The organism is Enterobacter sp. I4, assembly GCF_022669095.1.
GTDB classification, from domain to species: Bacteria; Pseudomonadota; Gammaproteobacteria; order Enterobacterales; family Enterobacteriaceae; genus Enterobacter; species Enterobacter pasteurii.
Genome location: NZ_JALBUO010000003.1, coordinates 549068 through 576019, shown reverse-complemented (window position 1 = coordinate 576019; position 26952 = coordinate 549068). Strand labels below are relative to the sequence as shown.

The window sequence follows — 26952 nt, the reverse complement described above, 5'->3', positions numbered from 1 at the left end:
CCCTGGGTGAATGAGATTGTACAACTGTGAATTCGTGGTCAGACAGTATACCTGAACTGACGTCAGCCGCGGGACAAATGTCACCGCCCGGCTTTTGAAGGCGGGTATCATCCCACCCTCCGCCTGAGATTGCATCGCCATTTTTGTAAAACAATTTCTGTAAAGCAACGACTGGCGGGAAAGTCTGGCAGCGGAGGATATCAGTATGGCTTAGCCTGTCAAGGCAGGATAATCAATAACAGACAATTTCGCCGACGATGTTCAGGCCTCTGTATTTTTCTGATACAGCCCCTGTGCGTGGATATACGCCAGCACGGGTGGGGGCAGCAGATCGCTACAGTCTAAACCCTGCTGGAGCCGCTCGCGGATGAGCGTTGCGGAAATATCAAACCATGGCGTTTCCGCGAGATAAATTTTACCGGCGGGCAGCCTGTGCAGGTCTTCGATATTGTCCGTCAGGTGCGCGTCCAGCCACCGCTGATGCTGCGCTTCACGCATGGTCAGCGGATAGCCCGGACGGCGGCAGACCAGCAAATGGCTGTTTTCCAGAATGGTGTCGTACTGATACCAGCTGGGAAAATTGAGCAGGGAATCCTGGCCGATAATAAACGCCAGCGGTTTCACTGGGCCCTGTTCAGCGCGCCATTCGCGCAGCGTCTGGGATGTCCAGGATGGCGTATCCCGGCGCAGCTCGCGCTCGTCAAGCGTAAAGAGGGGCTTATCGGCGATGGCCAGGGCGAGCATCGCTTTGCGCTGTGCGCTGGTCGCTTCCGGCTGAGGACGGTGCGGCGGAACGTTATTGGGCATGACGATCACCCGCTGCAAACCAATCAGATTCGCGAGGATTTCAACCGGCTTAAGATGCCCATAGTGCACCGGGTCGAAGGTGCCGCCATACATTGCCTGTAAAGATTGCATATCACCCTTCGATAAATACATCTGCCAGCGCCTTATGGCAGAGCAGCAAAGAAAGGCTTTCCAGCTCCGCCCAGACGGACTGGCCGTAATCCTGCTTCAGCGTCAGCTCGGCGCGCATCAGAAGCTGTACGGCCTGACGCAGCTGCTCGTGGCTCAGGCGGTTTATCGCTTCCGTCGTCATCGCCCGGCGGTTTTGCCAGACGCGATGCTTGTCGAACAGCGTACGTAATGGCACATGGGCGGACTGGCGCTTGAGGTTGTTCAGCAGCAGTAACTCACGCTGGAGCGTGCGGAGCAGGATGACCGGCTCACTCCCTTCCAGGCGCAGCTGTTGCAGAATATGCAGCGCTCGCTTGCTTTTCGCCGACAGGAGCGCGTCAACCCAGTGGAAGGGAGTAAAGTGCGCGGCATCGTTCACCGCCTGTTCGACGCGCGGCAGCGTCAGCTTTCCGTCAGGCCACAGCAGGGAGAGCCTGTCCAGGGCCTGCGCCAGCGCCAGAAGGTTGCCTTCATAGCAGTAGCAAAGAAGCTGATTGGCTGCATCATCCAGCTTCAGATTATGCTGTTTCGCTCGCGCGGCAACCCATTTTGGCAGATGCGCCTGTTCTGGCGTCTGGCAGGTGACCAGCACCGCGTGAGTGGCGAGCTGGGTAAACCAGGCCGCATTTTCCTGCGCTTTGGTAAGCTTGTTGCCGCGCACGATCAGCAGCAGATCGCTGTGTAGCAAACTTACCAGCATGGCCAGCTGTTCATTGATGGCGGCGTTAGGGCCGTTCTCCGGCAGCAGGATCTGAATAGTCTGGCGCGAAGCAAAGAGGCTCATGGCCTGACAAAGCGAGAAGACAGCGTTCCAGTCGGTGCTGTTATCAATCTGGAAAGTGTGGTGCTCGTCAAAGCCCTGCGCTGCGGCCGCATGGCGAACAGCATCAAGGCTTTCCTGAAGCAAGAGCGGATCGTTACCGAGCAGCAGATAGGCCGCGCGCAGCCCTTCGTTGAGCTGCGCGCGGAGTTGTTCAGGATACAACCTGATCATCAGTTACCCAGCGACGTTGGCATATCGGGCGTGCGGGCATCCGGTGTTTCGATAACGTCAGAGCCTGCCTTCGTCGACGCTGTGATAGTAGGCAGTTTACGGATCAGCTGATCCGCCGCCCTATCGTACATCTCCTTGATGATAATCTGCTGTTCGGCATCTTTTGCCAGCGCCGTTTGCGGGTTATCAAAGAACGAGCGGTAGACTTTGGTACTGATAGGATAAATGTCTTTACCCGGGATCAGGACCGCTGCGTTAACGGTCAGCACCATCTGATATTCCGCCGTTCGCCCGTCCTGGAAGATCGACGCCGTGTCTTGTACCAGAGATGATGTCAGGACGCGAAGCGAAGGCACATCCTGGCGCAGGGTTCCTTTCTCAATTAGCTCAACGTCGTTCAAGCGCAGCTGATTACGGATAGCCCGGCTCAGTGGTCCGTTTGGATCGGACGAGTCGAAGATCATCGTTTTCATCTGAGGTGGCACTGCCGTAGTGTTGCGCAGGTGCCAGCCGCAGCCAGCGGTGACAAGCACCGCCAGAGATAAGAGTATTGTTGCCAGTTGTCGCACGTTTCCTCCCGCGCTTAGCCAACGACCAGATTTAGCAGTTTACCCGGTACGTAGATCGCTTTACGTACGGTAACGCCCTCAAGGTATTTCGCGACCAGATGCTCCTGGCCTGCGCGCTCGCGAACCTGTTCTTCGGTTGCGTCGACCGCGACGGTGATTTTACCGCGCACTTTACCGTTAACCTGCACCACAACCAGGGTGGTGTTTTCCACCATAGCGGATTCATCAGCCACCGGCCACGGCGCGTTGTCGATATCGCCTTCGCCCTTCAGCTCCTGCCACAGGGTGAAGCTGACGTGCGGAGTGAACGGGTTGAGCATGCGAACAACCGCCAGCAGCGCTTCACGCATTAATGCGCGATCCTGCTCGCCGTCCTGCGGGGCTTTCGCCAGCTTGTTCATCAGTTCCATAATAGCCGCAATTGCGGTATTGAAGGTCTGACGACGACCAATATCATCGGTCACTTTCGCAATTGTTTTATGAACATCACGACGCAGCGCCTGCTGATCTTCCGTCAGAGCAGCCACGTTCAGCGCTGGGGCCTCACCCTGAGAGGTGTGCTCGTATACCAGTTTCCAGACGCGTTTCAGGAAGCGGTTTGCCCCTTCCACGCCGGATTCCTGCCATTCCAGCGTCATATCCGCCGGGGAGGCGAACATCATAAACAGACGCACGGTGTCGGCACCGTAACGCTCAACCATCACCTGCGGGTCAATACCGTTGTTTTTAGACTTGGACATCTTGCTCATGCCGGTATAAACCAGTTCATGACCTTCAGCGTCCTTCGCCTTAACGATACGGCCTTTCTCGTCGCGCTCAACGATCGCATCAACCGGAGAAACCCAGTTGCGCTCGCCGTTTGCGCCAACATAGTAGAAGGCATCTGCCAGCACCATGCCCTGACACAGCAGCTGTTTCGCTGGCTCGTCAGAGTTTACGAGGCCTGCATCACGCATCAGCTTGTGGAAGAAGCGGAAGTAGAGCAGGTGCATGATGGCGTGTTCAATACCACCGATGTAGATATCTACCGGCAGCCAGTAGTTTGCCGCTTCGGAATCCAGCATGCCTTCCTTGTACTGCGGGCAGGTGTAGCGCGCGTAGTACCAGGAAGATTCCATAAAGGTGTCGAACGTGTCGGTTTCACGCAGCGCGGGCTGACCGTTAACGGTGGTTTTTGCCCATTCAGGATCGGCTTTGATCGGGCTGGTGATGCCGTCCATGACCACATCTTCCGGCAGGATCACCGGGAGCTGATCTTCTGGCGTTGGCATTACGGTGCCGTCTTCCAGGGTCACCATTGGAATTGGCGCACCCCAGTAACGCTGACGGGAAACGCCCCAGTCGCGCAGGCGATAGTTCACCTTACGCTCGCCGACGCCCAGCGAGGCCAGCTTGTCGGCGATAGCGTTGAAGCCCTCTTCGAAGCTCAGACCGCTGAATTCGCCAGAGTTAAACAGGGTGCCTTTTTCGGTCAGCGCCTGCTCAGACAGATCGGGTTCGGAACCGTCTGCGGCCAGGATAACGGCTTTGATCGGCAGGTTGTATTTGGTGGCGAACTCGTAGTCGCGCTGATCGTGACCCGGAACCGCCATTACCGCACCGGTGCCGTACTCCATCAGAACGAAGTTTGCCGCCCAGACCGGGATCGCTTCGCCAGTCAGCGGGTGCTTAGCATAGAAGCCCGTCGCAACGCCTTTTTTCTCCATCGTCGCCATGTCCGCTTCGGCCACTTTGGTGTTGCGGCATTCGTCGATGAAGGCTGCCAGTTCCGGGTTGTTTTCGGCCGCTTTCTGCGCCAGCGGGTGACCGGCGGCAACTGCCAGATAGGTCGCACCCATGAAGGTGTCCGGACGGGTGGTGTAGACGGTCAGGGTCTGGTCGTAATTCTCGACGTTGAAGGTAATCTCCACGCCCTCGGAACGGCCGATCCAGTTGCGCTGCATGGTCTTAACGGTGTCAGGCCAGTGATCCAGCGTGTCCAGATCGTTCAGCAGCTCGTCAGCGTAAGCGGTGATTTTAATAAACCACTGCGGGATCTCTTTACGTTCAACTTTGGTGTCGCAGCGCCAGCAGCAGCCGTCGATAACCTGCTCGTTCGCCAGAACGGTCTGGTCGTTCGGGCACCAGTTAACGGCTGAGGTTTTCTTGTATACCAGGCCTTTTTTGTACAGCTCGGTGAAGAACTTCTGCTCCCAGCGGTAATATTCCGGGGTACAGGTCGCCAGTTCACGGCTCCAGTCATAGCCAAAGCCCAGCATTTTCAGCTGGTTTTTCATGTACGCGATGTTGTCGTACGTCCACGGCGCCGGTGCGGTGTTGTTTTTAACCGCCGCGCCTTCAGCAGGCAGGCCGAACGCATCCCAGCCGATAGGCTGCAGCACGTTTTTGCCCAGCATGCGCTGGTAGCGTGCAATCACGTCGCCGATGGTGTAGTTACGCACGTGGCCCATGTGTAGTCGACCAGAAGGATAGGGAAGCATCGACAGGCAGTAATACTTCTCTTTGCTCTCGTCTTCGGTTACTTCAAAGGTGCGCTTCTCGTCCCAGTGTTGCTGGACTTTTGATTCTATCTCTTCCGGGCGGTATTGCTCTTGCATGGCAGCCAGTGGTCCTGTGTTCAATACAGCTACAAATGTAGCCAATGGATGTGGTGATTCAGATCCGCATAGCATAGCCCAAACGTCTTCGTCAAAACAGCCTTTCGCACAAATGCGCTTTGCAGGAATTTACCGGGTCTGTGCTTCACCTGACAAAGCGGCGGCGAAATAAGGTCTATTATTAGAAATAGTTACTTACCCGGGAGGCAAAATGATGAACAAGGTTGCTCAATTTTACCGCGAACTGGTGGCGACACTGACGGAACGGCTGCGTAACGGCGAGCGCGATATCGACGCGCTGGTTGAACAGGCCCGCGCGCGCGTGACGCAAACGGGTGAGTTAACGCGAACCGAAGTGGAAGAGGTGACGCGCGCCGTTCGCCGCGACCTGGAGGAGTTTGCGCGTAGCTACGAAGAGAGTCAGGACGAGATTACCGACAGCGTCTTTATGCGGGTCATTAAGGAGAGCCTGTGGCAGGAGCTGGCGGATATTACCGATAAAACCCAGCTGGAGTGGCGCGAGGTGTTCCAGGATTTGAACCACCATGGCGTGTATCACAGCGGCGAAGTCGTGGGGCTGGGAAACCTGGTCTGTGAGAAGTGCCATCACCATATTGCCGTTTATACGCCGGAGGTGCTGTCCCTCTGTCCGAAGTGCGGGCACGATCAGTTCCAGCGTCGGCCGTTTGAGCCCTAGGTAAAAGCAAAACGGCAATCACGTTGCCGTTTTTAGTGTTTGCACCCTCTCCCTGTGGGAGAGGGCCGGGGTGAGGGCATCAGGCCGCAAAAGGTAAAAGCAAAACGGCAATCACGTTGCCGTTTTTAGTGTTTGCTCCCTCTCCCCGTGGGAGAGGGTTGGGGTGAGGGCATCAGGCCGCACTATAGTATGCGAGCCTTTCCGCCAGCAGATCCACAAACGCTTGCCTATCGATATCCACCATTACCGTCGTATTCGGCTGATTTCCCGTCAGCGAGTAATAGTCCACCACCGTCATCCCCTGGGTATATTTCCCCTGTGTTTCCACGCCAACCCAACGCTCGACCGTCGTAAACATTTCCGGCTTCAGCAGCCAGGCAATGGTGCACGGATCGTGCAGCGGCGCGCCCCGGAAGCCCCATTTTTCCGCTTTGTGATACTCCATAAAGAAATCAAGCAGCTCTGCGACCGTGGTGGCGACCGGGTTATCTATGGCACGGAAGCGCTCAATATCGTCCGCCATAATCTGTGCCCGATGCGTCACATCCAGCCCCGCCATCACAATCGGCAGGCCCGACTGGAAGACGATTTCCGCCGCTTCCGGGTCAACATAGATGTTGAACTCCGCCGCTGGCGTCCAGTTTCCCAGCCCCATCGCGCCGCCCATCATGACGATCCGGGCGATTTTGCCGTGCAGTTCAGGATGGCTGTTGAGCAGCAGGGCCACGTTCGTCTGCGGGCCGGTGGCGACCAGCGTTACGGGCTCGGCGCTTTCACGCAGCACCTTTGCCATCAGCTCCACGGCGGTGCAGCGTTGTGGCGTAAAGCCCGGCTCCGGCAGCGCCGGGCCATCCAGGCCACTCTCCCCGTGAACGTTGTCCGCAATGATGAGATCGCGCATCAGCGGCTTAACAGCGCCGCCGGCGACAGGGATATCGGTACGTTTCAACAGCGTCAGCATGCGCAGCACGTTGCGCAGGGTTTTATCCGGCGTCTGGTTCCCGGCGGACGAGGTGACGGCTTTGACTTCAAGTTCAGGGGAGGCAAGAGCGAGGACGAGTGCAATCGCGTCATCATGACCCGGATCGCAGTCGAGAATAATAGGCTGTGCCATGGCGTTCTCCGTACGTAGCGTTATTTTGTGACAAGGTTAACGCTGCCCCGTGACGCCGACGAGAACAAGAACGTGAAAGCGTGAGGCAGTGCGCAATCCGCGGATTGCGCACTGAGAGGATTAATGCAGGATTTTGGCGAGGAAGTCTTTCGCGCGTTCGGATTTCGGGTTTGCGAAGAACTCTTCTTTCGGTGAGTCTTCAACAATTTTACCTTCATCCATAAAGATGACGCGGTTAGCCACTTTCCGGGCGAAGCCCATTTCGTGGGTCACCACCATCATGGTCATCCCTTCGTGCGCCAGCTCCACCATCACGTCCAGCACTTCGTTGATCATCTCAGGATCGAGCGCGGAGGTAGGTTCATCGAACAGCATTGCCACCGGATCCATGCACAGCGCGCGCGCGATAGCCACGCGCTGCTGCTGGCCGCCGGAAAGCTGAGCCGGGAATTTATCCGCATGCGCAGAAAGGCCAACGCGTTCCAGCAGCTTCAGCCCCTTTTCTCGCGCCGCTTTTTTATCGCGCTTCAGCACTTTTACCTGCGCCAGCGTCAGGTTCTCAATGATGGAAAGGTGCGGGAACAGCTCAAAATGCTGGAACACCATCCCAACGTGGGAGCGAAGCTGGGCAAGGTTGGTTTTCCTGTCATTAACTTTGGTGCCGTTAACGACAATTTCGCCCTGCTGTACGGGTTCCAGACCGTTAACGGTTTTGATCAGCGTGGACTTACCGGAACCGGACGGACCGCATACGACCACCACATCGCCTTTTTTTACTTCCGTTGAGCAGTCGGTCAGCACCTGAAAGTGCCCATACCATTTAGAAACATTTTTCAGGGAAATCATTATACCGTCCTTTTCTTCAGCCAGCTGACCAACAGCGATGCGCTTAAACTAATCACAAAATAGACCCCGCCCGCGAAGAGGATCATCTCAACCTGCGTTCCGTCACGTTCGCCAATGGTGGAGGCGGTACGGAAGAAGTCTGCCAGGCTCAGCACGTAAACCAGAGAGGTATCCTGGAACAGTACGATGCCCTGCGTCAGCAGCAGCGGAACCATGGCGCGAAACGCCTGCGGCAGAATTATGAGCTTCATGGACTGCCAGTGCGTCATCCCGAGCGCCAGCGCAGCGCTCGACTGCCCGCGCGAGATGCTCTGAATACCCGCACGAATGATCTCGGAGTAGTAGGCGGCTTCAAACATGGAAAACGCCACCATGGCGGAGATCAGGCGGATGTCGGTTTTAGGCGACAGCCCCAGCACGTTCTGTAAAAAGCCGGGAACAATCAGGTAAAACCACAGCAGCACCATCACCAGCGGGATAGAGCGGAACACGTTAACGTAAGCCGTGGCAAACCAGGCGAACGGCTTAAAGCTCGACAGGCGCATCACCGCCAGCAGGGTGCCCCACACAATACCCACGATAACCGCAATGACGGTGATCTTTAAGGTGATTGCCAGCCCGTCCAGCAGATAGGGCATGGAGGGAACAATAGAACTCCAGTCAAATTCGTACATTATTTGCCCCCCAGGTTGCCCGGCAGGCGTACTTTGCGTTCAACCAGGTTCATCACCAGCATGATGAAAGCGTTAATCAGAACATACGCGAGCGTAATCGCCGTAAAGGATTCCCACGCGTGAGCGGAGTAGTCCAGCAGCTTGCCAGCCTGCGCCGCCATATCGACCAGACCAATGGTCGAGGCGATGGCCGAGTTTTTCACCAGGTTCATCATCTCAGAGGTCATTGGCGGAACGATGACGCGGTAGGCGTTAGGCAGGAGAACGTAACGGTAGGCTTGTGGCAGGGTCAGCCCCATCGCCAGCGCCGCATTCTTTTGTCCGCGAGGCAGCGACTGAATGGCGGCACGCACCTGCTCGCAGACGCGCGCGGCGGTGAACAGCCCCAGACACAGCATGGAGGAGACAAAGAATTGTACGTTAGGATCCAGTTCTGCCTTGAACCACATGCCGAGATCTTCCGGCAGCAGTTCCGGGATCACCAGATACCAGGTAAAGAACTGCACGATCAGCGGAACGTTACGGAACAGTTCCACATACAGCGTGCCAATCGAAGAGAGAAAACGGTTAGGTACGGTACGCAGAATGCCGAACAGCGAACCGACAAAAAACGCGATGATCCACGCCGTTATCGATAACGCAACGGTAACCTGAAAGCCGCTCCACAGCCAGCCAAGATAGGTGGTGTTGCCGAACGGGGCCTGTTGCAGGAAGATGCCCCAGTTCCAGTCAATTGACATAGTAAACTCCAGAAAAAAGAGGGTAGCAGCGCTACCCTCGAAGATTGGTGAGAAGCTCAATTTTTGCGCTGAGTGGGGAACGACCACTCAACGTATAGTCTGTCCATGCTTCCCGACAATCGAGAGGGCAGGAGATCCCGCCCCTGTCGTTCTAATTAGTTAAGAGCTTTGTCGTTTGGTGATTTGAACAGCGCCTTCATGTCGTCAGACAGTTCAAAGTTCATGTTCAGGTTTTTTGGTGGAATCGGGTTTTTGAACCACTTGTCGAACCATTTGGCTGCTTCGCCAGAGGTTTGCGCCTGAGCGATGGTGTCGTCGATCAGTTTCTTGAAGTCCGCGTCGCCTTTACGCAGCATACAGCCGTACGCTTCTTTCGACTGCGCGGTACCTACGATCTCCCAGTTGTCTGGTTTTTTCGCCTTCGCGCGCTCGCCCGCCAGCAGCGCGTCATCCATCATAAACGCGACGGCACGGCCGCTTTCCAGCGTACGGAAGGAGTCGCCATGGTCTTTCGCGCTGATGATGCGCATGTCCATTTTCTTCTCGTCGTTCAGCTTGTGCAGCAGCACTTCGGACGTGGTACCGGAGGTCACGACAACCGCTTTACCTTTCAGATCAGCGAAATCTTTGATGTCGCCGCCTTTTTTGGTCAGCAGGCGGGTGCCCACAACGAAAATGGTGTCGGAGAAGGCAGCCTGCTTCTGGCGCTCAAGGTTGTTGGTGGTGGAGCCACACTCGAAATCAAATGTGCCGTTTTGCAGCAGGGGAATACGGTTCTGTGAAGTGATGGGGATCAGCTTCACCTGCAGGTCAGGTTTGTTCAGCTTTTTCTTCACAGCTTCAACGATGGCGTTGGAGTAGTCCTGTGAATAGCCCACGACTTTTTGCGTGTTGTCGTAGTAAGAGAACGGGACAGAAGATTCACGGTGGCCGACCACGATCACGCCGTTTTTGGCAATCTTGTCGAGGGTGCTTCCTGCTGCCGGAGCGTCTTCAGCGTGAACGACGCCCGCGGACATTCCCATAACCAGCATTGCTGTGGCCAGTTTACGTAATTGCATACCCAACTCCTTTCTTATCAGCGCCAGTGACGCTTTGATACCCATTGTGATGTTGTTATATCTCGCGCAATGCGAGTGCAGTGTTATGCAAGCTTGTTAACATTTAGTCTGGCTTAATGTAAAGATTTTGCTGCGTTATTGTTTATTTTTGCGAAGCGCGCCGCACCATTCAGAGGCAATAATCTCTCGTTGCACCGTTTCGGTGCTACCGACGATCGTTGCTGGTGCAACAGGGTTGCACGTTAAGCCAGACAGCGTGTGCGTGATTAATTAAAGCAATAGGCGTGCCAGAATCGCCCCTCTCCCTGGAAGGGAGAGGGGAAAAGGCGGAGCTGGATGGTGAAACTGTGCGTGGACTCTTCCCTCTCCCAGGGGGAGAGGGCTAGGGTGAGGGGTTATTTACGATGCTGACGCAGACTCATCAGCACCGCGGCAAAACCGAACAGCGCGGTCAGGATCCACAGTGGCCAGTTGCCGGTACGGGCGTACGGCGTCAGGCCCGTGGCAGGCGTGACCTTAGTGGTCAGTACTTCACGGGTGAACTGCGGGATCATGGCCTGGATTTCGCCCTGCGGGCCAATCACGGCGGTGATGCCGTTATTGGTGCTGCGCAGCAGCGGACGCGCCAGCTCCAGGGAACGCATTCGCGCCATCTGGAAATGCTGCCACGGGCCAATCGACTTGCCGAACCACGCATCGTTCGAGATGGTCAGCAGGTAGTCGGTATCCGGGCGGAAGTTATCGCGCACCTGCTCGCCGAGGATAATCTCGTAGCAAATGGCGGCCGTCAGGGCAAAACCGTGCGCGTGCAGCTGCGGCTGAACGTAAGGGCCACGGCTGAACGAGGACATCGGCAGATCGAAGAACGGTGCCAGCGGGCGCAGTATCGACTCCAGCGGAACAAACTCGCCAAACGGTACAAGGTGGTTCTTGTTGTAGCGATTGGTGGAGGTATAGCTGTATTCGCTGTCCTTACCGAGGGTGATGATGGTGTTGTAGGTGTCGTAGCGGTTCTGCTGGTTCAGACGCGCGTCCACGATGCCGGTAATCAGGGTACTGCCGCGTGCGCGCAGCAAATCGTCCATCATCTTCAGGAAGGGCTGCTGGTTGATCTCCAGGTCGGGGATTGCGGACTCGGGCCAGATGATGAGCTGCGATTTGCCCATCACCTGTTCGGTGGCGTTAGCGTAGATTTTCAGCGTGTTCAGCAGCTGATTCTCGTCCCATTTCATTGACTGCGGGATATCGCCCTGCACCAGAGAAACCTGCGTGGCGCGGGCGGGCTCCAGCGTGAACCACTGGATATAACGCAGCGGGAAGGGCAGGGCAAAGAGGATTAGCCCGGCTGCCAGCGGTTTCCAGCTGCGCGTAGCCAGCGCCAGCACCAGCAGGCCGCTGACCACCATCAGCAGAAAGTTAATCGCCTCCACGCCCATGACCGGGGCCAGGCCTTTCAGCGGGCCGTCTATCTGGCTGTAGCCGAACTGTAGCCACGGGAAGCCGGTGAGTACCCAGCCGCGCAGAAACTCGGTGATTTGCCAGACAACGGGAGCGGCTATCGCCACGCGCAGCCAGGTCGTTTTTGGCCACAGCCGGGACAGGATCCCCGCGAACAGGCCGGTGTAGAGCGAGAGATACGCGGCGAGCAGCACAACCAGGAAGACGTTAACCGGCCCCGGCATGCCGCCAAACTGCGCGATACTGACGTAGACCCAGTTAATACCAGAGCCAAACAGCCCCAGGCCCCAGAAGTAGCCGATGGCGGCGGCCTGTACCGGACGACGGTTCAGGGTCAGACCCTGTAGCCCCATCAGCGAGAGAAGGGCGGCCGGCCAGATATCGTAAGGAGAAAAAGCCAGCGTACCGCTGGCTCCGAGTAATAGCGCCAGCAGCAAACGGACGCGCTGGCGTTCAAATAATGGGGCAAATGCCATTTACATTAATCTTCCAGTTTTGGCACCGGTGAGTCGTCCGGCATTCTGACGTGGACCTGAATAATACGTCGGCTGTCGGCCATGGCGACCTTAAACTGGTAACCATCGATGTCGACGGTTTCACCGCGGGCCGGAAGATGGCCGAAGGCCTGCATCACCAGACCACCAATGGTGTCCACCTCTTCATCGCTGAAGCTGGTGCCAAAGGTGTCGTTGAAGTCCTCAATAGAGGCCAGCGCGCGCACGGTCCAGGTGTGGCGGCTCAGCTGACGGAAGTCGATATCCTCTTCTTCGTCATACTCGTCTTCGATTTCGCCAACGATCAGCTCAAGGATGTCTTCAATCGTGACCAGACCGGAAACGCCACCAAATTCATCAATCACAATCGCCATGTGGTAGCGCTGGGAGCGGAACTCCTTCAGCATCCGATCCACACGTTTACTTTCCGGCACAACCACCGCCGGGCGTAACACTTTTTCCATACTGAAGGCTTCGGCATCGCTGCGCATAAACGGCAGCAGATCTTTCGCCATCAAAACCCCTTCAATGTGATCTTTGTCTTCGCTGATGACCGGGAAGCGCGAGTGGGCCGATTCGATGATTACATCGAGGCACTCGTCCAGCGTCTGGTTGCGTTTCAGGGTAATCATCTGCGAGCGGGGGATCATAATGTCGCGGACGCGCTGGTCGGCGATGTCCATGACCCCTTCGAGCATTTCGCGCGTATCTTCGTCGATAAGGTCGTTTTGCCCGGAATCACGAATCAGCTCCAGCAGTTCATCACGGTTTTTCGGTTCGCCGTGGAAAAGCTGGTTCAGAATGAGGGAGAAAAATCCCTTTTTAGTGGTTGTCGTGTCGCTACTGTGTGAATTGTCGTCGCTCATGGCGTTTGTAAAGGGTTCTCTTGTTAGTTCAACGTTAACCGCCGCGCTCTATCCCTGCGCGGCGGCATGGTAGTCAGTGACTGACTATTCTTTCTCGGCAATGTACGGATCCTCATAGCCCAGAGCAAGCATTATCTCTGTCTCGAGGGATTCCATCTCTTCCGCTTCGTCATCTTCAATATGGTCGTAACCCAGAAGATGCAGGCTACCGTGCACGACCATGTGTGCCCAGTGCGCCTCCAGCGGCTTTTGCTGCTCTTTGGCTTCCTGCTCAACCACCTGACGGCAGATGATCAGATCGCCCAGCAATGGCATCTCGATGCCCGGAGGAGCTTCGAACGGGAAAGAGAGCACGTTGGTCGGTTTATCTTTCCCGCGATAGGTCAGGTTAAGCTCGTGGCTTTCCGCTTCATCCACCAGGCGAATCGTGACTTCCGATTCTTCCTGAAACTGGGGGATAACGGCATCCAGCCATTTCTGAAACTGTGCCTCTTCCGGCATGCCGGAATTATCTTCACAGGCCAGCTGTAAATCGAGGATCACCTGACTCATTTCTGTTCATGCTCCTGCGCTTCGCGCTTACGTTCTGCGGCCAGCTCGGCCCTGCGCTTCTGATCGGCCTCTTCCCAGGCCTCATAAGCGTTAACGATACGCGCGACCACCGGGTGGCGTACCACGTCTTCGCTGTGGAAGAAGTTAAAGCTGATTTCGTCCACCTCGGCCAGCACTTCGATGGCATGACGCAAACCCGATTTGGTGCTGCGCGGCAGGTCAATCTGGGTGACGTCACCGGTAATAACCGCTTTCGAGTTAAAGCCAATACGCGTCAGGAACATCTTCATCTGTTCGATGGTGGTGTTCTGGCTTTCATCCAGAATGATGAACGCATCGTTAAGCGTACGGCCACGCATGTAGGCCAGCGGGGCGACTTCAATCACGTTACGTTCGATGAGCTTCTCAACTTTCTCGAAGCCCAGCATTTCGAACAGCGCGTCGTACAGCGGGCGCAGGTAAGGATCCACCTTCTGGCTTAAGTCGCCCGGCAGGAAGCCGAGTTTCTCACCGGCTTCTACAGCAGGACGGGTCAGCAGAATACGGCGAATCTCCTGACGCTCCAGCGCATCTACCGCAGCGGCAACCGCCAGATAGGTTTTACCCGTACCCGCCGGGCCCACGCCGAAGGTGATGTCATGGTCGAGAATGTTGGCGATGTACTGCGCCTGGTTTGGGGTACGAGGCTTAATCACGCCGCGCTTGGTTTTGATATTGATGGCCTTACCGTAGTCCGGCACGCTTTCTGCGCTCTGCTCGAGCACGCGCGCCTCTTTGATGGCAAGGTGAATTTGTTCAGGTTCAATATCCTGAATTTCGCCACGCATCGGGGCGGTATCAACATACAGGCTGCGCAGAATATCCGCCGCGGCGTTGACGCAGATAGGGCGTCCGGTGAGTTTGAAATGGTTATCGCGACGATTGATTTCGATACCCAGACGTCGCTCAAGTTGCTTGATGTTGTCATCAAACGGCCCGCACAGGCTCAGCAGGCGAGCGTTGTCTGCGGGCGTTAGGGTAATTTCACGCGTATCTATGTTCAAACTGTTCCTCTTTGATTGGTTAACTGACCTGAGGCCACACGGCGTAATAAAATGGTCATTACCGAAATTATTCACGCCATAGAATAAAGGCGCAAGCGTTGCGGTAGATATTGGGGGTGCTGAGAGGAAATACAAGGCCTGCCGGACAGGCAGGCCAGAAGGATTATGGCTGGTAAATGCCTACGCCAGAATCGTTGACTTTGCGGGTGCGAGAGATAACGGATTCCGGGGTCTCAGCAATGCGCAGACCCATTTCGTCTTCGGTACGCACCAGCTTCGCGCGCAGCGAGTTGGTGAGCACGTCGACAATCTCCACGTCCACAAATTTGCCGATCATGTCCGGGGTGCCTTCAAAGTTCACCACGCGGTTGTTCTCGGTACGACCGGACAGCTCCATAATGCTCTTACGGGAGGTACCTTCCACCAGAATACGCTGGACGGTCCCGAGCATGCGACGGCTCCAGGCGTTGGCCTGCTGGTTAATACGCTCCTGCAGAATATACAGACGCTGCTTTTTCTCTTCTTCCGGCACATCGTCAACCATATCGGCCGCCGGGGTTCCGGGACGCGGAGAGAAGATGAAGCTGTAGCTGACGTCAAAATTGACTTCGCCGATGAGCTTCATGGTGCGCTCGAAGTCTTCAGCGGTTTCGCCTGGGAAACCAACGATGAAGTCGGAGCTGATCTGGATATCCGGACGCGCTTCGCGCAGCTTACGGATGGTGGATTTGTATTCCAGCACCGTATGTGGACGCCCCATCAGGTTCAGCACGCGGTCAGAGCCGCACTGAATCGGCAGGTGCAGGAAGCTCACCAGCTCCGGCGTATCGCGGTAAACGTCGATGATGTCGTCGGTAAACTCCATCGGATGGCTGGTGGTAAAGCGAATACGGTCGATGCCGTCAATCGCGGCCACCAGGCGCAGCAGTTCTGCAAAGCTGCCCGTGGTACCGTCGTAGTTTTCACCGCGCCAGGCGTTCACGTTCTGGCCCAGCAGGTTTACTTCACGCACGCCCTGCGCGGCAAGCTGCGCGATTTCGAACAGAATATCGTCTGCCGGGCGGCTGACCTCTTCACCGCGGGTATAAGGCACCACGCAGTAAGTACAGTATTTATTGCAGCCTTCCATGATGGAGACGAACGCGGTCGGGCCATCGGCACGCGGCTCCGGCAGACGGTCAAACTTCTCGATCTCAGGGAAGCTTACGTCCACTACCGGGCTACGATTGCCGCGAACCTGATTGATCATCTCTGGCAGGCGGTGCAGGGTCTGAGGGCCAAAGACGATATCCACATAGGGTGCTCGCTGGCGGATCAGCTTACCTTCCTGCGATGCAACGCAGCCCCCAACGCCAATGATCAGGTCCGGATTTTTCCGCTTAAGCAGTTTCCAGCGGCCTAACACATGAAAGACTTTCTCCTGCGCTTTTTCACGAATTGAACAGGTGTTCAGCAGCAGCACATCGGCTTCTTTCACATTTTCAGTCAGCTGGTATCCGTGGGTGGTATCCAGCAGATCGGCCATCTTGGATGAATCGTATTCGTTCATCTGACAGCCCCAGGTTTTTATATGGAGTTTTTTAGTCATCGACTTGCTCAGCTCAGGATTGCAAGCCGCGTATTGTAATGCTTTGGTGCGGTTGTGACCAGTATGAAGGTTGTCAACCTCAGGACCGCAAAAATCCGGTAAACTTAAGGCATTCTCCAATAAGGAATAGTGACCATGACACTCCAACACACCGAAGTTGCCGTCGTCGGCGGCGGTATGGTCGGCGGCGCGCTGGCGCTGGGGCTGGCGCAGCAGGGATTTGACGTAACCGTTATTGAACAGGCTGCTCCGCCGGCATTCGATCCCGCCAGCAAGCCGGACGTGCGCATATCCGCCATTAGCGCGGCGTCCGTTGATTTGCTTCGCGGGCTGGGCGTCTGGGAGGCGGTACTGGCGATGCGCGCGCACCCCTATAGCCGTCTTGAAACCTGGGAGTGGGAAAATGCTCACGTGTCGTTTGATGCCGCCGAGCTGAAGCTGCCGCGCCTGGGCTATATGGTAGAAAACAACGTCTTGCAGCTCGCGCTCTGGCAGGCGCTGGAGGCGCACCCGAAGGTGACGCTTCGCGTTCCGGCCTCGCTGAAAGCCCTTCATCGTCATGACGGCGGCTATCTTCTTACGCTGGACAACGACGACGAGCTCGCCGTGAAGCTGGTGGTGGGGGCGGATGGTGCAAATTCGCAGGTCAGGCAGATGGCGGGCATTGGCATCCATGCCTGGCAGTATCATCAGTCCTGCATGCTGATCACCGTCCAGTGCGAGACCGCGCCGGGCGAAAGCACCTGGCAGCATTTTACGCCGAACGGTCCGCATGCGTTCTTGCCGCTGTTTGATAACTGGGCTTCGCTGGTGTGGTACGACAAGCCGGCGCGTATTCGCCAGTTACAGGGGCTGAGCATGGAACAATTGCAGCGCGAGATTATGCTGCACTTCCCGGAATGCCTTGGGCAGGTCACGCCGGTTGCTGCGGGCGCATTCCCGCTGATGCGACGCCATGCGTTGCAGTATGCCCGTGAAGGGCTGGCCCTGGTGGGGGACGCGGCGCACACCATCCATCCGCTGGCAGGGCAGGGAGTCAACCTGGGATACCGTGACGTCGACGCGCTACTGGATGTGGCAGGTAACGCCCGCGCCCACGCGGAATCGTGGGCCAGCCATCAGGTGCTGAAGCGCTACCAGACGCGCCGTATGGCGGATAACTTCATTATGCAGTCGGGGATGGATCTGTTCTATGCCGGGTTCAGCAATGACGTTGGTCCGGTGCGTATATTGCGAAATATTGGATTGATGGCGGCGGAACGCGCCGGTGGCCTGAAGCGTCAGGCCCTGAAATACGCCCTCGGACTCTAATCTTTGCTCCGACTATTCCCTCGCCCCTCCGGGGAGAGGGTTAGGGTGAGGGGCCCAGACCGCACTGACGACAAAAACAAAAAAGCCCGCAGAGCGGGCTTGTTTGTTTTAAGTGGCTGGGGTGCAGGGATTCGAACCCCGGAATGCTGGTATCAGAAACCAGAGCCTTACCGCTTGGCGACACCCCAATTGCGTTAAACGTACTGCTTAACGACTTTAAAGTGGCTGGGGTACGAGGATTCGAACCTCGGAATGCCGGAATCAGAATCCGGTGCCTTACCGCTTGGCGATACCCCAACAATGTTCAGTTTACCGAATAGTATTCGATAACGTAAATATGGTGGCTACGACGGGATTCGAACCTGTGACCCCATCATTATGAGTGATGTGCTCTAACCAACTGAGCTACGTAGCCAGTACTGCAATCTTCGATGGCTGGGGTACCTGGATTCGAACCAGGGAATGCCGGTATCAAAAACCGGTGCCTTACCGCTTGGCGATACCCCAATACCGCGGAGAACCGCATAATCGAAGAAATATGGCTGGGGTACCTGGATTCGAACCAGGGAATGCCGGTATCAAAAACCGGTGCCTTACCGCTTGGCGATACCCCATCCGTGCAACGCTTACCTGGGAATGGTGCGGGAGGCGAGACTTGAACTCGCACACCTTGCGGCGCCAGAACCTAAATCTGGTGCGTCTACCAATTTCGCCACTCCCGCAAAAAAGATGGTGGCTACGACGGGATTCGAACCTGTGACCCCATCATTATGAGTGATGTGCTCTAACCAACTGAGCTACGTAGCCATCTTTTTTTCGCGTTACCTTATCGGCGTTGCGGGGCGCATTATGCGTATAGACCCTTGCAGCGTCAACACCTTTTTCAATGAAAATAGCCGGAATGTGACTGTTTGGTTAGGTTGCGAACAGCGAGGCCGAATATTCGACAATTATTGGTTATTAATCGATTTTATGCGGTGAAAAGTGAGGCAAAAAAAATCAGGCCCCGGAGGGCCTGATGACAATCTGAACGTTATTTATAGGCTGACTGGTGTACGCCTACCGCCCGTCCTGACGGATCGTTCATGGCCTTGAAAGATTCATCCCATTCAATGGCTTTGGCTGACGAGCAGGCGACAGATGGACCACCCGGAACGCACTCGGCAGCGCTTGGAACCGGGAACAGTTCTTCAAAGATTTCACGGTACAGATACGCCTCTTTCGAACCCGGCGTGTTGTACGGAAAGCGGAAGCTCGCGGTTTCCAGTTGTTGGTCAGAAACCTGTTTCGCCGCCACCTCCTTCAGGGTGTCGATCCAGCTGTAGCCTACGCCATCGGAGAATTGCTCTTTCTGACGCCACGCCACGCTTGCCGGCAGGTAGGATTCAAAACATTCGCGCAGGATATGTTTTTCCATTTTGCCGTTGCCGCACATTTTGTCCTGCGGGTTGATGCGCATCGCCACGTCGAGGAAATTCTTATCCAGAAACGGCACGCGGGCTTCCACACCCCAGGCGGACATCGCTTTGTTGGCGCGAGCGCAGTCGAACATGTGCAGCGCCTGGAGCTTGCGCACGGTCTCTTCATGTAGCTCTTTGGCGTTCGGCGCTTTGTGGAAGTAGAGGTAGCCGCCGAACACCTCGTCTGAACCCTCGCCGGAGAGCACCATCTTGATACCCATCGCTTTGATCTTACGCGACATCAAATACATCGGCGTGGAGGCGCGGATGGTGGTCACATCATACGTTTCAATGTGGTAGATCACATCGCGAATCGCATCCAGGCCTTCCTGCACGGTGAAGTGAATTTCATGGTGCACGGTGCCGAGGTGGTTCGCCACCTCCTGCGCGGCTTTCAGGTCAGGCGCACCTTCCAGGCCCACGGCAAAGGAGTGCAGCTGCGGCCACCAGGCTTCAGAGCGCTCCTGATCTTCCACGCGGCGCGCGGCGAATTTCTTGGTGATGGCGGAGATCACGGAAGAGTCCAGCCCGCCGGAGAGCAGCACGCCGTACGGCACGTCTGACATCAGGTGGCTCTTAACGGAATCTTCCAGCGCCTGGCGCAGTTCGGCTTTATCCGTAACGTTGTCTTTTACCGCGTCGTAGTCAAACCAGTCGCGCTGGTAGTACTGACGGATTTCGCCATCTTTGCTCCACAGGTAGCTGCCTGCCGGGAACTCTTTAATGGTGCGGCAAACCGGCACCAGCGCTTTCATCTCTGACGCGACATAGAAGTTGCCGTGCTCGTCGTGGCCCATGTACAGCGGAATGATACCGATATGGTCGCGGCCAATCAGGTAAGCGTCTTTTTCGCTGTCGTACAGGGCGAAGGCAAACATGCCCTGCAGGTCGTCGAGGAATTCCGGGCCTTTCTCCTGGTACAGCGCCAGGATCACTTCACAGTCAGAGCCGGTCTGGAAGGCGTAGCGGTCGCCATACTCGGCGCGCAGGGCCTGATGGTTGTAGATTTCACCGTTCACAGCCAGCGCGTGCGTTTTTTTCTCGTTATACAGCGGCTGTGCACCGGCGTTGACGTCAACAATGGAGAGACGCTCGTGAGCCAGAATCGCTTTATCGCTGGCATAAACGCCGGACCAGTCCGGACCGCGATGGCGCATCAGGCGGGACAGCTCAAGTGCTTTTTTACGCAGTTCGCCCGCGTCAGTTTTAATATCCAGTACGCCAAAAATAGAACACATAACCTTCTCCGTTAACCCTGTTGCGTTGTGATGTTGCTTGCTAATGAAAATGCCGCAAAAGGGGGAGAGGGCGCAAGCGTTTTACGGGTGAATACGCAAAAAGTGCAATGACGATTGCGGAATCTTAAAAAATGAGTATGTTTCGTGCGGTTTTATTGATGATTATTCAATGGAAGGTGCTTTTTGTTAGATTTGACTGTGTTTTTTGGCTACAGAAATAAAAAACCACGCCCTGAGGCGTGGTTCTGAATCAAATAACGTCGATTTCGTCGACGGAAGGGTATATCCAGCTTGGGCGGAAGGGCATGGTGTCGATATCGTCAATCGTCGAGACGCCAGAGAGCACCAGTATCGTTTCGAGCCCCGCCTGGAAGCCGGCCAGAATATCGGTGCGCAGGTTATCGCCGACAATCACGGTCTCTTCAGAGTGGGCCTGCATCGTATTCAGCGCTGCACGAACGATCCACGGGCTCGGTTTACCGACAACAAACGGCTTACGGCCGGAGATTTTTTCGATACCGGCGCACAGTGCGCCGCAGGCCGGATAGAAGCCGCGGCCGTGCGTATCCGGGTTGGTGGCGATAAAGCGCGCGCCGCTGGCGACAAAGTAGGCTGCTTTATGCATCATCTCCCAGTTAAAGGAACGCGTTTCGCCCACGATGACAAAGTCCGGGTTCACGTCGGTAATGGTAAAGCCCGCTTTGTAGAGCTCATGGATCAGCGCACCTTCGCCGACCACGTAGGCTTTCTTGCCTTCCTGACGCTTCAGGAAGTCAGCCGTTGCCATGGCGGAGGTATAAAACACGCTGTCCGGTACGTTAACGCCCGCAGTCGCAAAGCGGTTTGCCAGATCCTGACCAGTCTGTGAAGGGTAGTTCGTGAGAAGAACCAGTGGCATTCCTTTGTCGATGATGCGATGAAGAAACTCCGCAGCACCCGGCACGGCAACGTTGTCGTGCATCAGCACGCCGTCGATATCACAAATTACATTCTTAATGGTCATGGTCAACCCGACATCAAAAAAAGAAGGCGTTACTATAAGGTCCGATCAGGATTCCAGCAAATGCTGGAGCAGGATCCCGTTGAGCATCGCACGTTTTACCAGCGCGAACGCGCCAATCGCCGAGCGGTGATCGAGCGTAGAACGCACCACCGGCAGGTTCTGGCGAAACGCTTTCAGCGCCTGGGTATTGATGCAGCCTTCAATAGCCGGCAGCAGTACTTTTTCTGCTTCAACGATCTCGCCGGCAATCACCACTTTCTGCGGATTAAACAGGTTGATGGCAATGGCGATGGTTTTACCCAGATGGCGTCCAACCTGTTCGATCACTTCGCAGGCCAGCGCGTCGCCTTTGTTGGCGGCTTTGCAGATGGCGGCGATTTTACAATCGTCCAGCGTAACGCGGCTCTGGTAACCCTGTTCCAGCAGATGGCGAACGCGATGCTCAATGGCGGCATTGGCGGCCACGGTTTCGAGGCAGCCAAAGTTACCGCAGTGGCAGCGCTCGCCGAGCGGTTCAACCTGGATATGGCCAATCTCGCCCACGTTGCCGTTACGACCGATAAAAATGCGCCCGTTAGAGATGATGCCAGCGCCTGTACCACGATGCACGCGCACCAGAATAGAGTCTTCGCAGTCCTGGCTCGCACCAAAGTAGTGCTCCGCCAGCGCCAGTGAGCGGATATCGTGACCGACAAAACAGGTCAGCTTAAAGCGCTTTTCCAGCGCCTCAACCAGCCCCCAGTTTTCCACGTTTATATGCGGCATGTAGCGAATAACGCCGCTCTCCGGGTCGACCAGGCCGGGCAGAATGACCGAAATGGCAATCAGCTCGCGGATCTTGCGCTGACAGCTTTCGATAAAGTGCGCAATGGTATTCAGTAAGGCGTGTTCAAGCGTCTCCTGAGTGCGTTCAGGAAGCGGGTAGTGCTCTTCGGCAATGGCTTTGCTGCTCAGATCGTAGAGCGTAAGCGTGGTGTCATGACGGCCTAAACGGACGCCAATCGCCTGAAAGTTGCGGGTTTCAGTAACGATGGAGATCGCGCGGCGGCCTCCGGTGGAGGCCTGCTGATCGACTTCTTTGATCAGGCCGCGCTCAATAAGCTGACGCGTAATTTTTGTCACGCTGGCGGGAGCAAGCTGGCTTTGTTCGGCTATCTGGATGCGTGAGATTGGCCCGTGCTGGTCAATCAGGCGATAAACTGCCGCGCTGTTAAGCTGTTTAACGAGATCGACATTACCGATTTGAGCTTGTCCGCCTGGTGTCATACTTTTACTTACTCAGTGACGACCTCGTTACCATTAACGATGGTCTTAATAATTTTATAATCGTGTGTGAACGCCGTCAGGTTTGCAACCATACCGGGTGCAATACCACCGAGCCGTTTATCCACGCCAATTGCGCGTGCCGGATAAAGCGTGGCCATACGCAGCACTTCATCAAGTGCAATTCCGCAATGCTCAACGAGGTTACGTACCCCTTCGATCATCGTCAGAGAAGAACCGCTCAGCGTGCCGTTCTCATCCACGCACAGTCCATTCCGGTAGTATATTGTTTTACCAGCAAAAATGAACTGGTCAATATTTGCCCCTGCCGGTGCGGTGGCATCGGTTACCAGGCACAGCTTGTCGCCCTTAAGGCGCTTGGCGTTGCGGATGTTAGCGTAATCGACATGCATACCGTCGGCGATAATGCCGCAGTAGACGTCCGGCTCATCCAGAATAGCTCCAACCAGGCCCGGTTCGCGGCCGGTGATGTACGGCATCGCGTTGTAAAGGTGCGTGGCAAACGTAATGCCTGCGCGGAAACCTGCTTTCGCCTCCTTCAGCGTGGCGTTCGAGTGACCCGCTGATACCACAATCCCGGCGGCAGCCAGCTTGCTGATAACGTCCGTGCCGGTCATTTCCGGTGCCAGCGTGACTTTAACGATCGCATCGGCGTTGGCGCACAGGTAATCAACCAGTTCGGCATCCGGCTTGCGCACATAGTTCGGGTTATGGGTGCCTTTCTTGACCATGTTCAGCCATGGTCCTTCCAGATGCAGGCCCAGCGCCTGATTCGGATATTTTGCCTGGTACTCGCGCATGACGCGGATACCCTGCTTCATCAGGTCGTCGCTGCTGGTGATAAGCGTCGGCAGATAGCTGGTGCAGCCCGATTTCTCATTGGCTTTTTGCATGATTTCCAGCGTTTCAACCGTTACCGCCTCTGGGGTATCGTTAAACTGGACACCGCCGCAGCCGTTAAGCTGTACGTCGATGAAACCGGGGGAGATCGCAGCTCCATTGAGAGAACGCTGCTCGATCTCCGGCGGCAGTTCTGCCAGCGGGCAAACACGTTCAATCAGGCCATTGGCGATAACAATCGCATGGTCATCCAGAATTTCATGGCCGGTATAAATCCGACCGTGGGTTAAAGCGTACATATTGACCCCCGGTTAACAAAAGCGACCGCCCCTGAATAAAGAGGCGGTTATTCAATTACAGACCTTTGATGTTCTCTGCTTCTAACTCGTTGAAGTATTTCAGCGTTTTCACTTTCAGTTCCATGGTGGACGGTTCGTCACACACGATGACTGATTTTGGATGCAGCTGCAGGCAGCTGATGGTCCACATGTGGTTTACGTTACCTTCAACAGCGGCCTGAAGCGCCTGCGCTTTCACGGCTCCCAGCACCAGAATCATCACTTCTTCGGCATCCAGCAGGGTGCCTACGCCAACGGTCAGCGCGTATTTAGGCACCTGGTTCACGTCGCCGTCAAAGAAGCGGGAGTTAGCCACACGCGTGTCGTGGGTCAGCGTTTTGATACGTGTACGGGATGCCAGTGAAGAGGCCGGTTCGTTGAACGCGATGTGGCCATCGTTGCCCACGCCGCCCATAAACAGGTGGATTTTACCGTAAGAACGGATTTTTTCTTCATACTGACGGCATTCTGCGTCAATATCAGGCGCGTTTCCATTCAGCAGGTTAATATTTTCCGCCGGGATATCAACGTGATCGAAGAAGTTACGGTGCATAAAGCTGTGGTAGCTTTCCGGATGTTCCTTTGGCAGGCCGACATATTCGTCCATGTTAAAGGTCACAACGTGTTTGAAGCTAACCTGGCCCGCTTTATGCATTTCCACCAGCGCTTTATACGCGGTCAGCGGCGTGCCGCCGGTTGGAAGGCCGAGAACGAAAGGACGATCGGCAGTTGGCTTGAAGGCGTTGATGCGGTTAACGATATGACGTGCAGCCCATTTTCCGACTTGTTCAGCTGTTGCCAGGGGAATCAGTCTCATTATTCACCTCTAAAGTTTAAGTAAAAGTGGGCGGATGATTAGTGCAACCTGAACTAAGCGTAACCTGGAACCTTTCAGGCCGGATCAATCCGTCTTGATTTTTTGAATGATAAAATAAGTTTTCGTCGTTAGCCAGTGAAAGGGAGGGTTGAATACGATATTTGGTGACAATAATCACAAAAAATAGGTGTTTAATTTGCGATACGAATTAATTTTTCACACACTCACACTGCCAGTGAATCATCAACTGTATCTATCGTTCGTGACACAATAAAAAACATAGTTTATGCGCGAGCCTTCACAACGGGTCTCGTAGGGGGAATAGGATGAATATTTTAGGTTTTTTCCAGCGCCTCGGTAGGGCTTTGCAGCTCCCTATCGCCGTGCTACCGGTTGCAGCGCTCCTGCTGCGATTCGGGCAACCCGATCTTCTCAACGTGCCGTTTATCGCCCAGGCAGGCGGCGCAATTTTTGACAACCTGGCGCTGATTTTCGCCATCGGTGTGGCATCAAGCTGGTCTAAAGACAGCGCCGGTGCTGCGGCACTGGCCGGAGCCGTGGGTTACTTCATCCTCACGAAAGCGATGGTGACCATCAACCCTGAAATCAACATGGGCGTACTGGCGGGTATCATTACCGGTCTCGTCGGTGGTGCCGTGTACAACCGTTGGGCGGGTATCAAGCTCCCTGACTTCCTGAGCTTCTTCGGTGGAAAACGCTTCGTGCCGATCGCGACGGGCTTTTTCTGTCTGATCCTTGCCGCCATCTTTGGCTACGTGTGGCCACCGGTGCAGCACGCTATCCATGCGGGTGGCGAGTGGATCGTTTCCGCGGGCGCAATGGGTGCGGGTATCTTCGGCTTCATCAACCGTCTGCTGATCCCAACGGGTCTGCATCAGGTGCTGAACACCATCGCCTGGTTCCAGATTGGTGAGTTCACCAACGCGGCGGGCGCCGTATTCCACGGTGATATCAACCGCTTCTACGCAGGCGACGGCACCGCGGGCATGTTTATGTCCGGCTTCTTCCCAATCATGATGTTTGGTCTGCCTGGCGCTGCGCTGGCGATGTACCTGGCCGCGCCGAAAGCGCGTCGCCCAATGGTTGGCGGTATGCTGCTGTCCGTGGCGGTAACGGCCTTCCTGACCGGCGTGACCGAGCCGCTGGAATTCCTGTTCATGTTCCTGGCTCCGCTGCTGTACCTCATGCACGCCATCCTGACCGGTATCAGCCTGTTTGTTGCCACTCTTCTGGGCATCCATGCTGGCTTCTCCTTCTCCGCAGGCGCTATCGACTACGTGCTGATGTACAACCTGCCGGCGGCAAGCAGCAACGTCTGGATGCTGGTGGTGATGGGTCTGATCTTCTTCGTTATCTACTTCGTTCTGTTCAGCGCGGTTATTCGCATGTTTAACCTGAAGACGCCGGGCCGCGAAGACACGAAAGACGACGTTGTTACCAGCGAAGCAAACAGCAATACCGAAGAAGGTTTAACCCAGCTGGCAACCAGCTACATTGCCGCGGTAGGCGGTACCGACAACCTGAAAGCCATTGATGCCTGTATTACCCGTCTGCGCCTGACCGTTGGCGACTCTGCGCGCGTAAGCGATGCAATGTGTAAACGCCTGGGCGCGTCTGGCGTGGTGAAGCTGAACAAGCAAACCATCCAGGTCATCGTGGGTGCGAAAGCCGAATCTATCGGCGACGAGATGAAAAAAGTGGTTGCCCGTGGGCCGGTTGCTGCCGCGTCAGCGGATAGCGCTCCGGTGACTGACGCTCCGGCTGCTAAACCGCAGGCGGTGCCAAACGCGGTGACCGTCGCGGCGCTGGTTTCTCCGGTGACAGGTGACGTCGTTGCGCTTGAGCAGGTGCCTGACGAAGCGTTCGCCAGCAAGGCGGTAGGTGACGGCGTGGCGGTGAAGCCTACGGACAAAACCGTGGTCTCTCCGGCAGCCGGTACTATCGTGAAAATCTTCAACACCAACCACGCGTTCTGCCTGGAAACGGAAAAAGGCGCGGAGATCGTTGTCCATATGGGTATCGACACCGTTGCGCTGAACGGTCAGGGCTTTACTCGCCTGGTGGAAGAGGGCGCTGAAGTCGTGGCAGGCCAGCCGATCCTGGAAATGGATCTGGATTACCTGAACGCCAATGCGCGCTCCATGATAAGCCCGGTGGTATGCAGCAACATCGACGACTTCAGCGGTCTGGTTATCCAGGCGCAGGGTCAGGTGGTTGCCGGTCAAACGCCACTGTATGAGATTAAAGGCAAGTAATCGCTCCTGAGTAGAGTTATGCCTTTAGCGGCGGGGGATATCCTCCGCCGCTTTTTTTTGCAGCAATTGCCCCCATTATTTTCTTCCGGGACGTTTTAAGGGTTGTCACTACGTCCGGCTTATAAGATCATATGC

22 protein-coding genes and 7 tRNA genes are annotated in these 26952 nt (G+C 55.8%); 3 read left to right on the top strand and 26 right to left on the bottom strand.

Going from position 1 to position 26952, the window contains the following annotated elements; translation table 11 throughout:
- Positions 1-261: 261 nt before the first annotated feature.
- The 4 genes from nadD to leuS are packed head-to-tail and all read right to left on the bottom strand — an operon-like array spanning position 262 to position 5117.
- The gene (gene nadD, locus MOQ06_RS21995) at positions 262-918 is read right to left on the bottom strand and encodes a nicotinate-nucleotide adenylyltransferase (RefSeq protein ID WP_242174807.1); all 657 of its coding nucleotides are present in this window, start codon (positions 916-918) and stop codon (positions 262-264) included.
- Position 919: 1 nt separating this feature from the next.
- Positions 920-1951 (bottom strand): DNA polymerase III subunit delta, encoded by a 1032-nt coding sequence (gene holA, locus MOQ06_RS21990; RefSeq protein ID WP_242174806.1) that lies wholly within the window; start codon positions 1949-1951, stop codon positions 920-922.
- A complete protein-coding gene (lptE, locus tag MOQ06_RS21985) occupies positions 1951-2520 on the bottom strand; it encodes an LPS assembly lipoprotein LptE (protein ID WP_242174805.1) in 570 nt (189 codons plus the stop codon). Before lptE ends, holA begins: the two co-directional genes overlap by 1 nt.
- Before the next feature lie 14 nt (positions 2521-2534).
- Positions 2535-5117 carry a leucine--tRNA ligase gene (gene leuS / locus MOQ06_RS21980; RefSeq protein WP_148419195.1) on the bottom strand — a complete coding sequence of 861 codons (2583 nt, stop codon included), beginning with the start codon at positions 5115-5117 and terminating at the stop codon, positions 2535-2537.
- Positions 5118-5331: 214 nt separating this feature from the next.
- Between leuS and MOQ06_RS21975 the strand changes: the two genes are divergently transcribed.
- Positions 5332-5814, top strand: coding sequence for a zinc ribbon-containing protein (locus MOQ06_RS21975; RefSeq protein ID WP_103270256.1), 483 nt, complete (start codon positions 5332-5334; stop codon positions 5812-5814).
- Between the two features lie 172 nt (positions 5815-5986).
- Here MOQ06_RS21975 and rihA read toward each other — a convergent pair whose 3' ends face one another.
- From rihA to miaB, 10 genes are all read right to left on the bottom strand, one after another.
- A complete protein-coding gene (gene rihA / locus MOQ06_RS21970; protein ID WP_242174804.1) occupies positions 5987-6928 on the bottom strand; it encodes a pyrimidine-specific ribonucleoside hydrolase RihA in 942 nt (313 codons plus the stop codon).
- Between the two features lie 120 nt (positions 6929-7048).
- Positions 7049-7774, bottom strand: coding sequence for an amino acid ABC transporter ATP-binding protein (locus MOQ06_RS21965; RefSeq protein WP_006809622.1), 726 nt, complete (start codon positions 7772-7774; stop codon positions 7049-7051).
- Positions 7774-8448, bottom strand: coding sequence for a glutamate/aspartate ABC transporter permease GltK (gltK, locus tag MOQ06_RS21960; RefSeq protein ID WP_148420855.1), 675 nt, complete (start codon positions 8446-8448; stop codon positions 7774-7776). Before gltK ends, MOQ06_RS21965 begins: the two co-directional genes overlap by 1 nt.
- Positions 8448-9188, bottom strand: a complete 741-nt coding sequence (gene gltJ / locus MOQ06_RS21955) for a glutamate/aspartate ABC transporter permease GltJ (protein ID WP_148420853.1) — start codon at positions 9186-9188, stop codon at positions 8448-8450. Before gltJ ends, gltK begins: the two co-directional genes overlap by 1 nt.
- A 155-nt stretch (positions 9189-9343) precedes the next feature.
- Positions 9344-10249, bottom strand: coding sequence for an amino acid ABC transporter substrate-binding protein (locus MOQ06_RS21950; RefSeq protein WP_148420851.1), 906 nt, complete (start codon positions 10247-10249; stop codon positions 9344-9346).
- Between the two features lie 395 nt (positions 10250-10644).
- A complete protein-coding gene (gene lnt, locus MOQ06_RS21945; protein WP_242174802.1) occupies positions 10645-12183 on the bottom strand; it encodes an apolipoprotein N-acyltransferase in 1539 nt (512 codons plus the stop codon).
- A 5-nt stretch (positions 12184-12188) separates the two neighbouring features.
- The gene (gene corC / locus MOQ06_RS21940) at positions 12189-13067 is read right to left on the bottom strand and encodes a CNNM family magnesium/cobalt transport protein CorC (protein WP_148420847.1); all 879 of its coding nucleotides are present in this window, start codon (positions 13065-13067) and stop codon (positions 12189-12191) included.
- 84 nt (positions 13068-13151) lie between these two features.
- Positions 13152-13619 carry an rRNA maturation RNase YbeY gene (gene ybeY / locus MOQ06_RS21935; RefSeq protein ID WP_003858677.1) on the bottom strand — a complete coding sequence of 156 codons (468 nt, stop codon included), beginning with the start codon at positions 13617-13619 and terminating at the stop codon, positions 13152-13154.
- Positions 13616-14662: a PhoH family protein gene (locus MOQ06_RS21930; protein WP_148420845.1), complete on the bottom strand. Its 1047-nt coding sequence runs from the start codon at positions 14660-14662 to the stop codon at positions 13616-13618. The genes ybeY and MOQ06_RS21930 overlap by 4 nt, the downstream gene beginning before the upstream one ends.
- A gap of 163 nt (positions 14663-14825) precedes the next feature.
- On the bottom strand, positions 14826-16250 hold the full coding sequence (gene miaB / locus MOQ06_RS21925) for a tRNA (N6-isopentenyl adenosine(37)-C2)-methylthiotransferase MiaB (RefSeq protein WP_148420843.1): 1425 nt from the start codon (positions 16248-16250) through the stop codon (positions 14826-14828).
- 135 nt (positions 16251-16385) lie between these two features.
- Between miaB and ubiF the strand changes: the two genes are divergently transcribed.
- A complete protein-coding gene (ubiF, locus tag MOQ06_RS21920; RefSeq protein ID WP_242174800.1) occupies positions 16386-17561 on the top strand; it encodes a 3-demethoxyubiquinol 3-hydroxylase in 1176 nt (391 codons plus the stop codon).
- Between the two features lie 113 nt (positions 17562-17674).
- On the opposite strand, the gene MOQ06_RS21915 is transcribed toward ubiF, so the two are convergent.
- The 12 genes from MOQ06_RS21915 to nagB form a co-directional block, all read right to left on the bottom strand.
- Positions 17675-17749, bottom strand: a tRNA-Gln gene (locus MOQ06_RS21915).
- A 34-nt stretch (positions 17750-17783) separates the two neighbouring features.
- A tRNA-Gln gene (locus tag MOQ06_RS21910) sits at positions 17784-17858 on the bottom strand.
- Between the two features lie 41 nt (positions 17859-17899).
- A tRNA-Met gene (locus MOQ06_RS21905) sits at positions 17900-17976 on the bottom strand.
- A 17-nt stretch (positions 17977-17993) separates the two neighbouring features.
- Positions 17994-18068 (bottom strand) — tRNA-Gln (locus MOQ06_RS21900).
- Between the two features lie 32 nt (positions 18069-18100).
- Positions 18101-18175 (bottom strand) — tRNA-Gln (locus MOQ06_RS21895).
- Positions 18176-18198: 23 nt separating this feature from the next.
- Positions 18199-18283 (bottom strand) — tRNA-Leu (locus tag MOQ06_RS21890).
- Positions 18284-18291: 8 nt separating this feature from the next.
- Positions 18292-18368: transfer RNA gene (locus MOQ06_RS21885), tRNA-Met, on the bottom strand.
- Positions 18369-18594: 226 nt separating this feature from the next.
- Complete coding sequence (asnB, locus tag MOQ06_RS21880) at positions 18595-20259, bottom strand: asparagine synthase B (RefSeq protein WP_176610890.1); 1665 nt, start codon at positions 20257-20259, stop codon at positions 18595-18597.
- A gap of 250 nt (positions 20260-20509) precedes the next feature.
- Positions 20510-21262: a ribonucleotide monophosphatase NagD gene (gene nagD, locus MOQ06_RS21875; protein ID WP_148420840.1), complete on the bottom strand. Its 753-nt coding sequence runs from the start codon at positions 21260-21262 to the stop codon at positions 20510-20512.
- 45 nt (positions 21263-21307) lie between these two features.
- Positions 21308-22528 carry an N-acetylglucosamine repressor gene (locus MOQ06_RS21870; RefSeq protein ID WP_148420838.1) on the bottom strand — a complete coding sequence of 407 codons (1221 nt, stop codon included), beginning with the start codon at positions 22526-22528 and terminating at the stop codon, positions 21308-21310.
- Positions 22529-22536: 8 nt separating this feature from the next.
- Positions 22537-23685: an N-acetylglucosamine-6-phosphate deacetylase gene (nagA, locus tag MOQ06_RS21865; protein ID WP_148420837.1), complete on the bottom strand. Its 1149-nt coding sequence runs from the start codon at positions 23683-23685 to the stop codon at positions 22537-22539.
- Positions 23686-23740: 55 nt separating this feature from the next.
- The gene (gene nagB, locus MOQ06_RS21860; RefSeq protein ID WP_148420835.1) at positions 23741-24541 is read right to left on the bottom strand and encodes a glucosamine-6-phosphate deaminase; all 801 of its coding nucleotides are present in this window, start codon (positions 24539-24541) and stop codon (positions 23741-23743) included.
- A gap of 326 nt (positions 24542-24867) precedes the next feature.
- Here nagB and nagE point away from each other — a divergent pair, with 326 nt between their 5' ends.
- On the top strand, positions 24868-26817 hold the full coding sequence (nagE, locus tag MOQ06_RS21855; protein ID WP_242174798.1) for a PTS N-acetyl glucosamine transporter subunit IIABC: 1950 nt from the start codon (positions 24868-24870) through the stop codon (positions 26815-26817).
- The last annotated feature ends 135 nt before the right edge of the window (positions 26818-26952 follow it).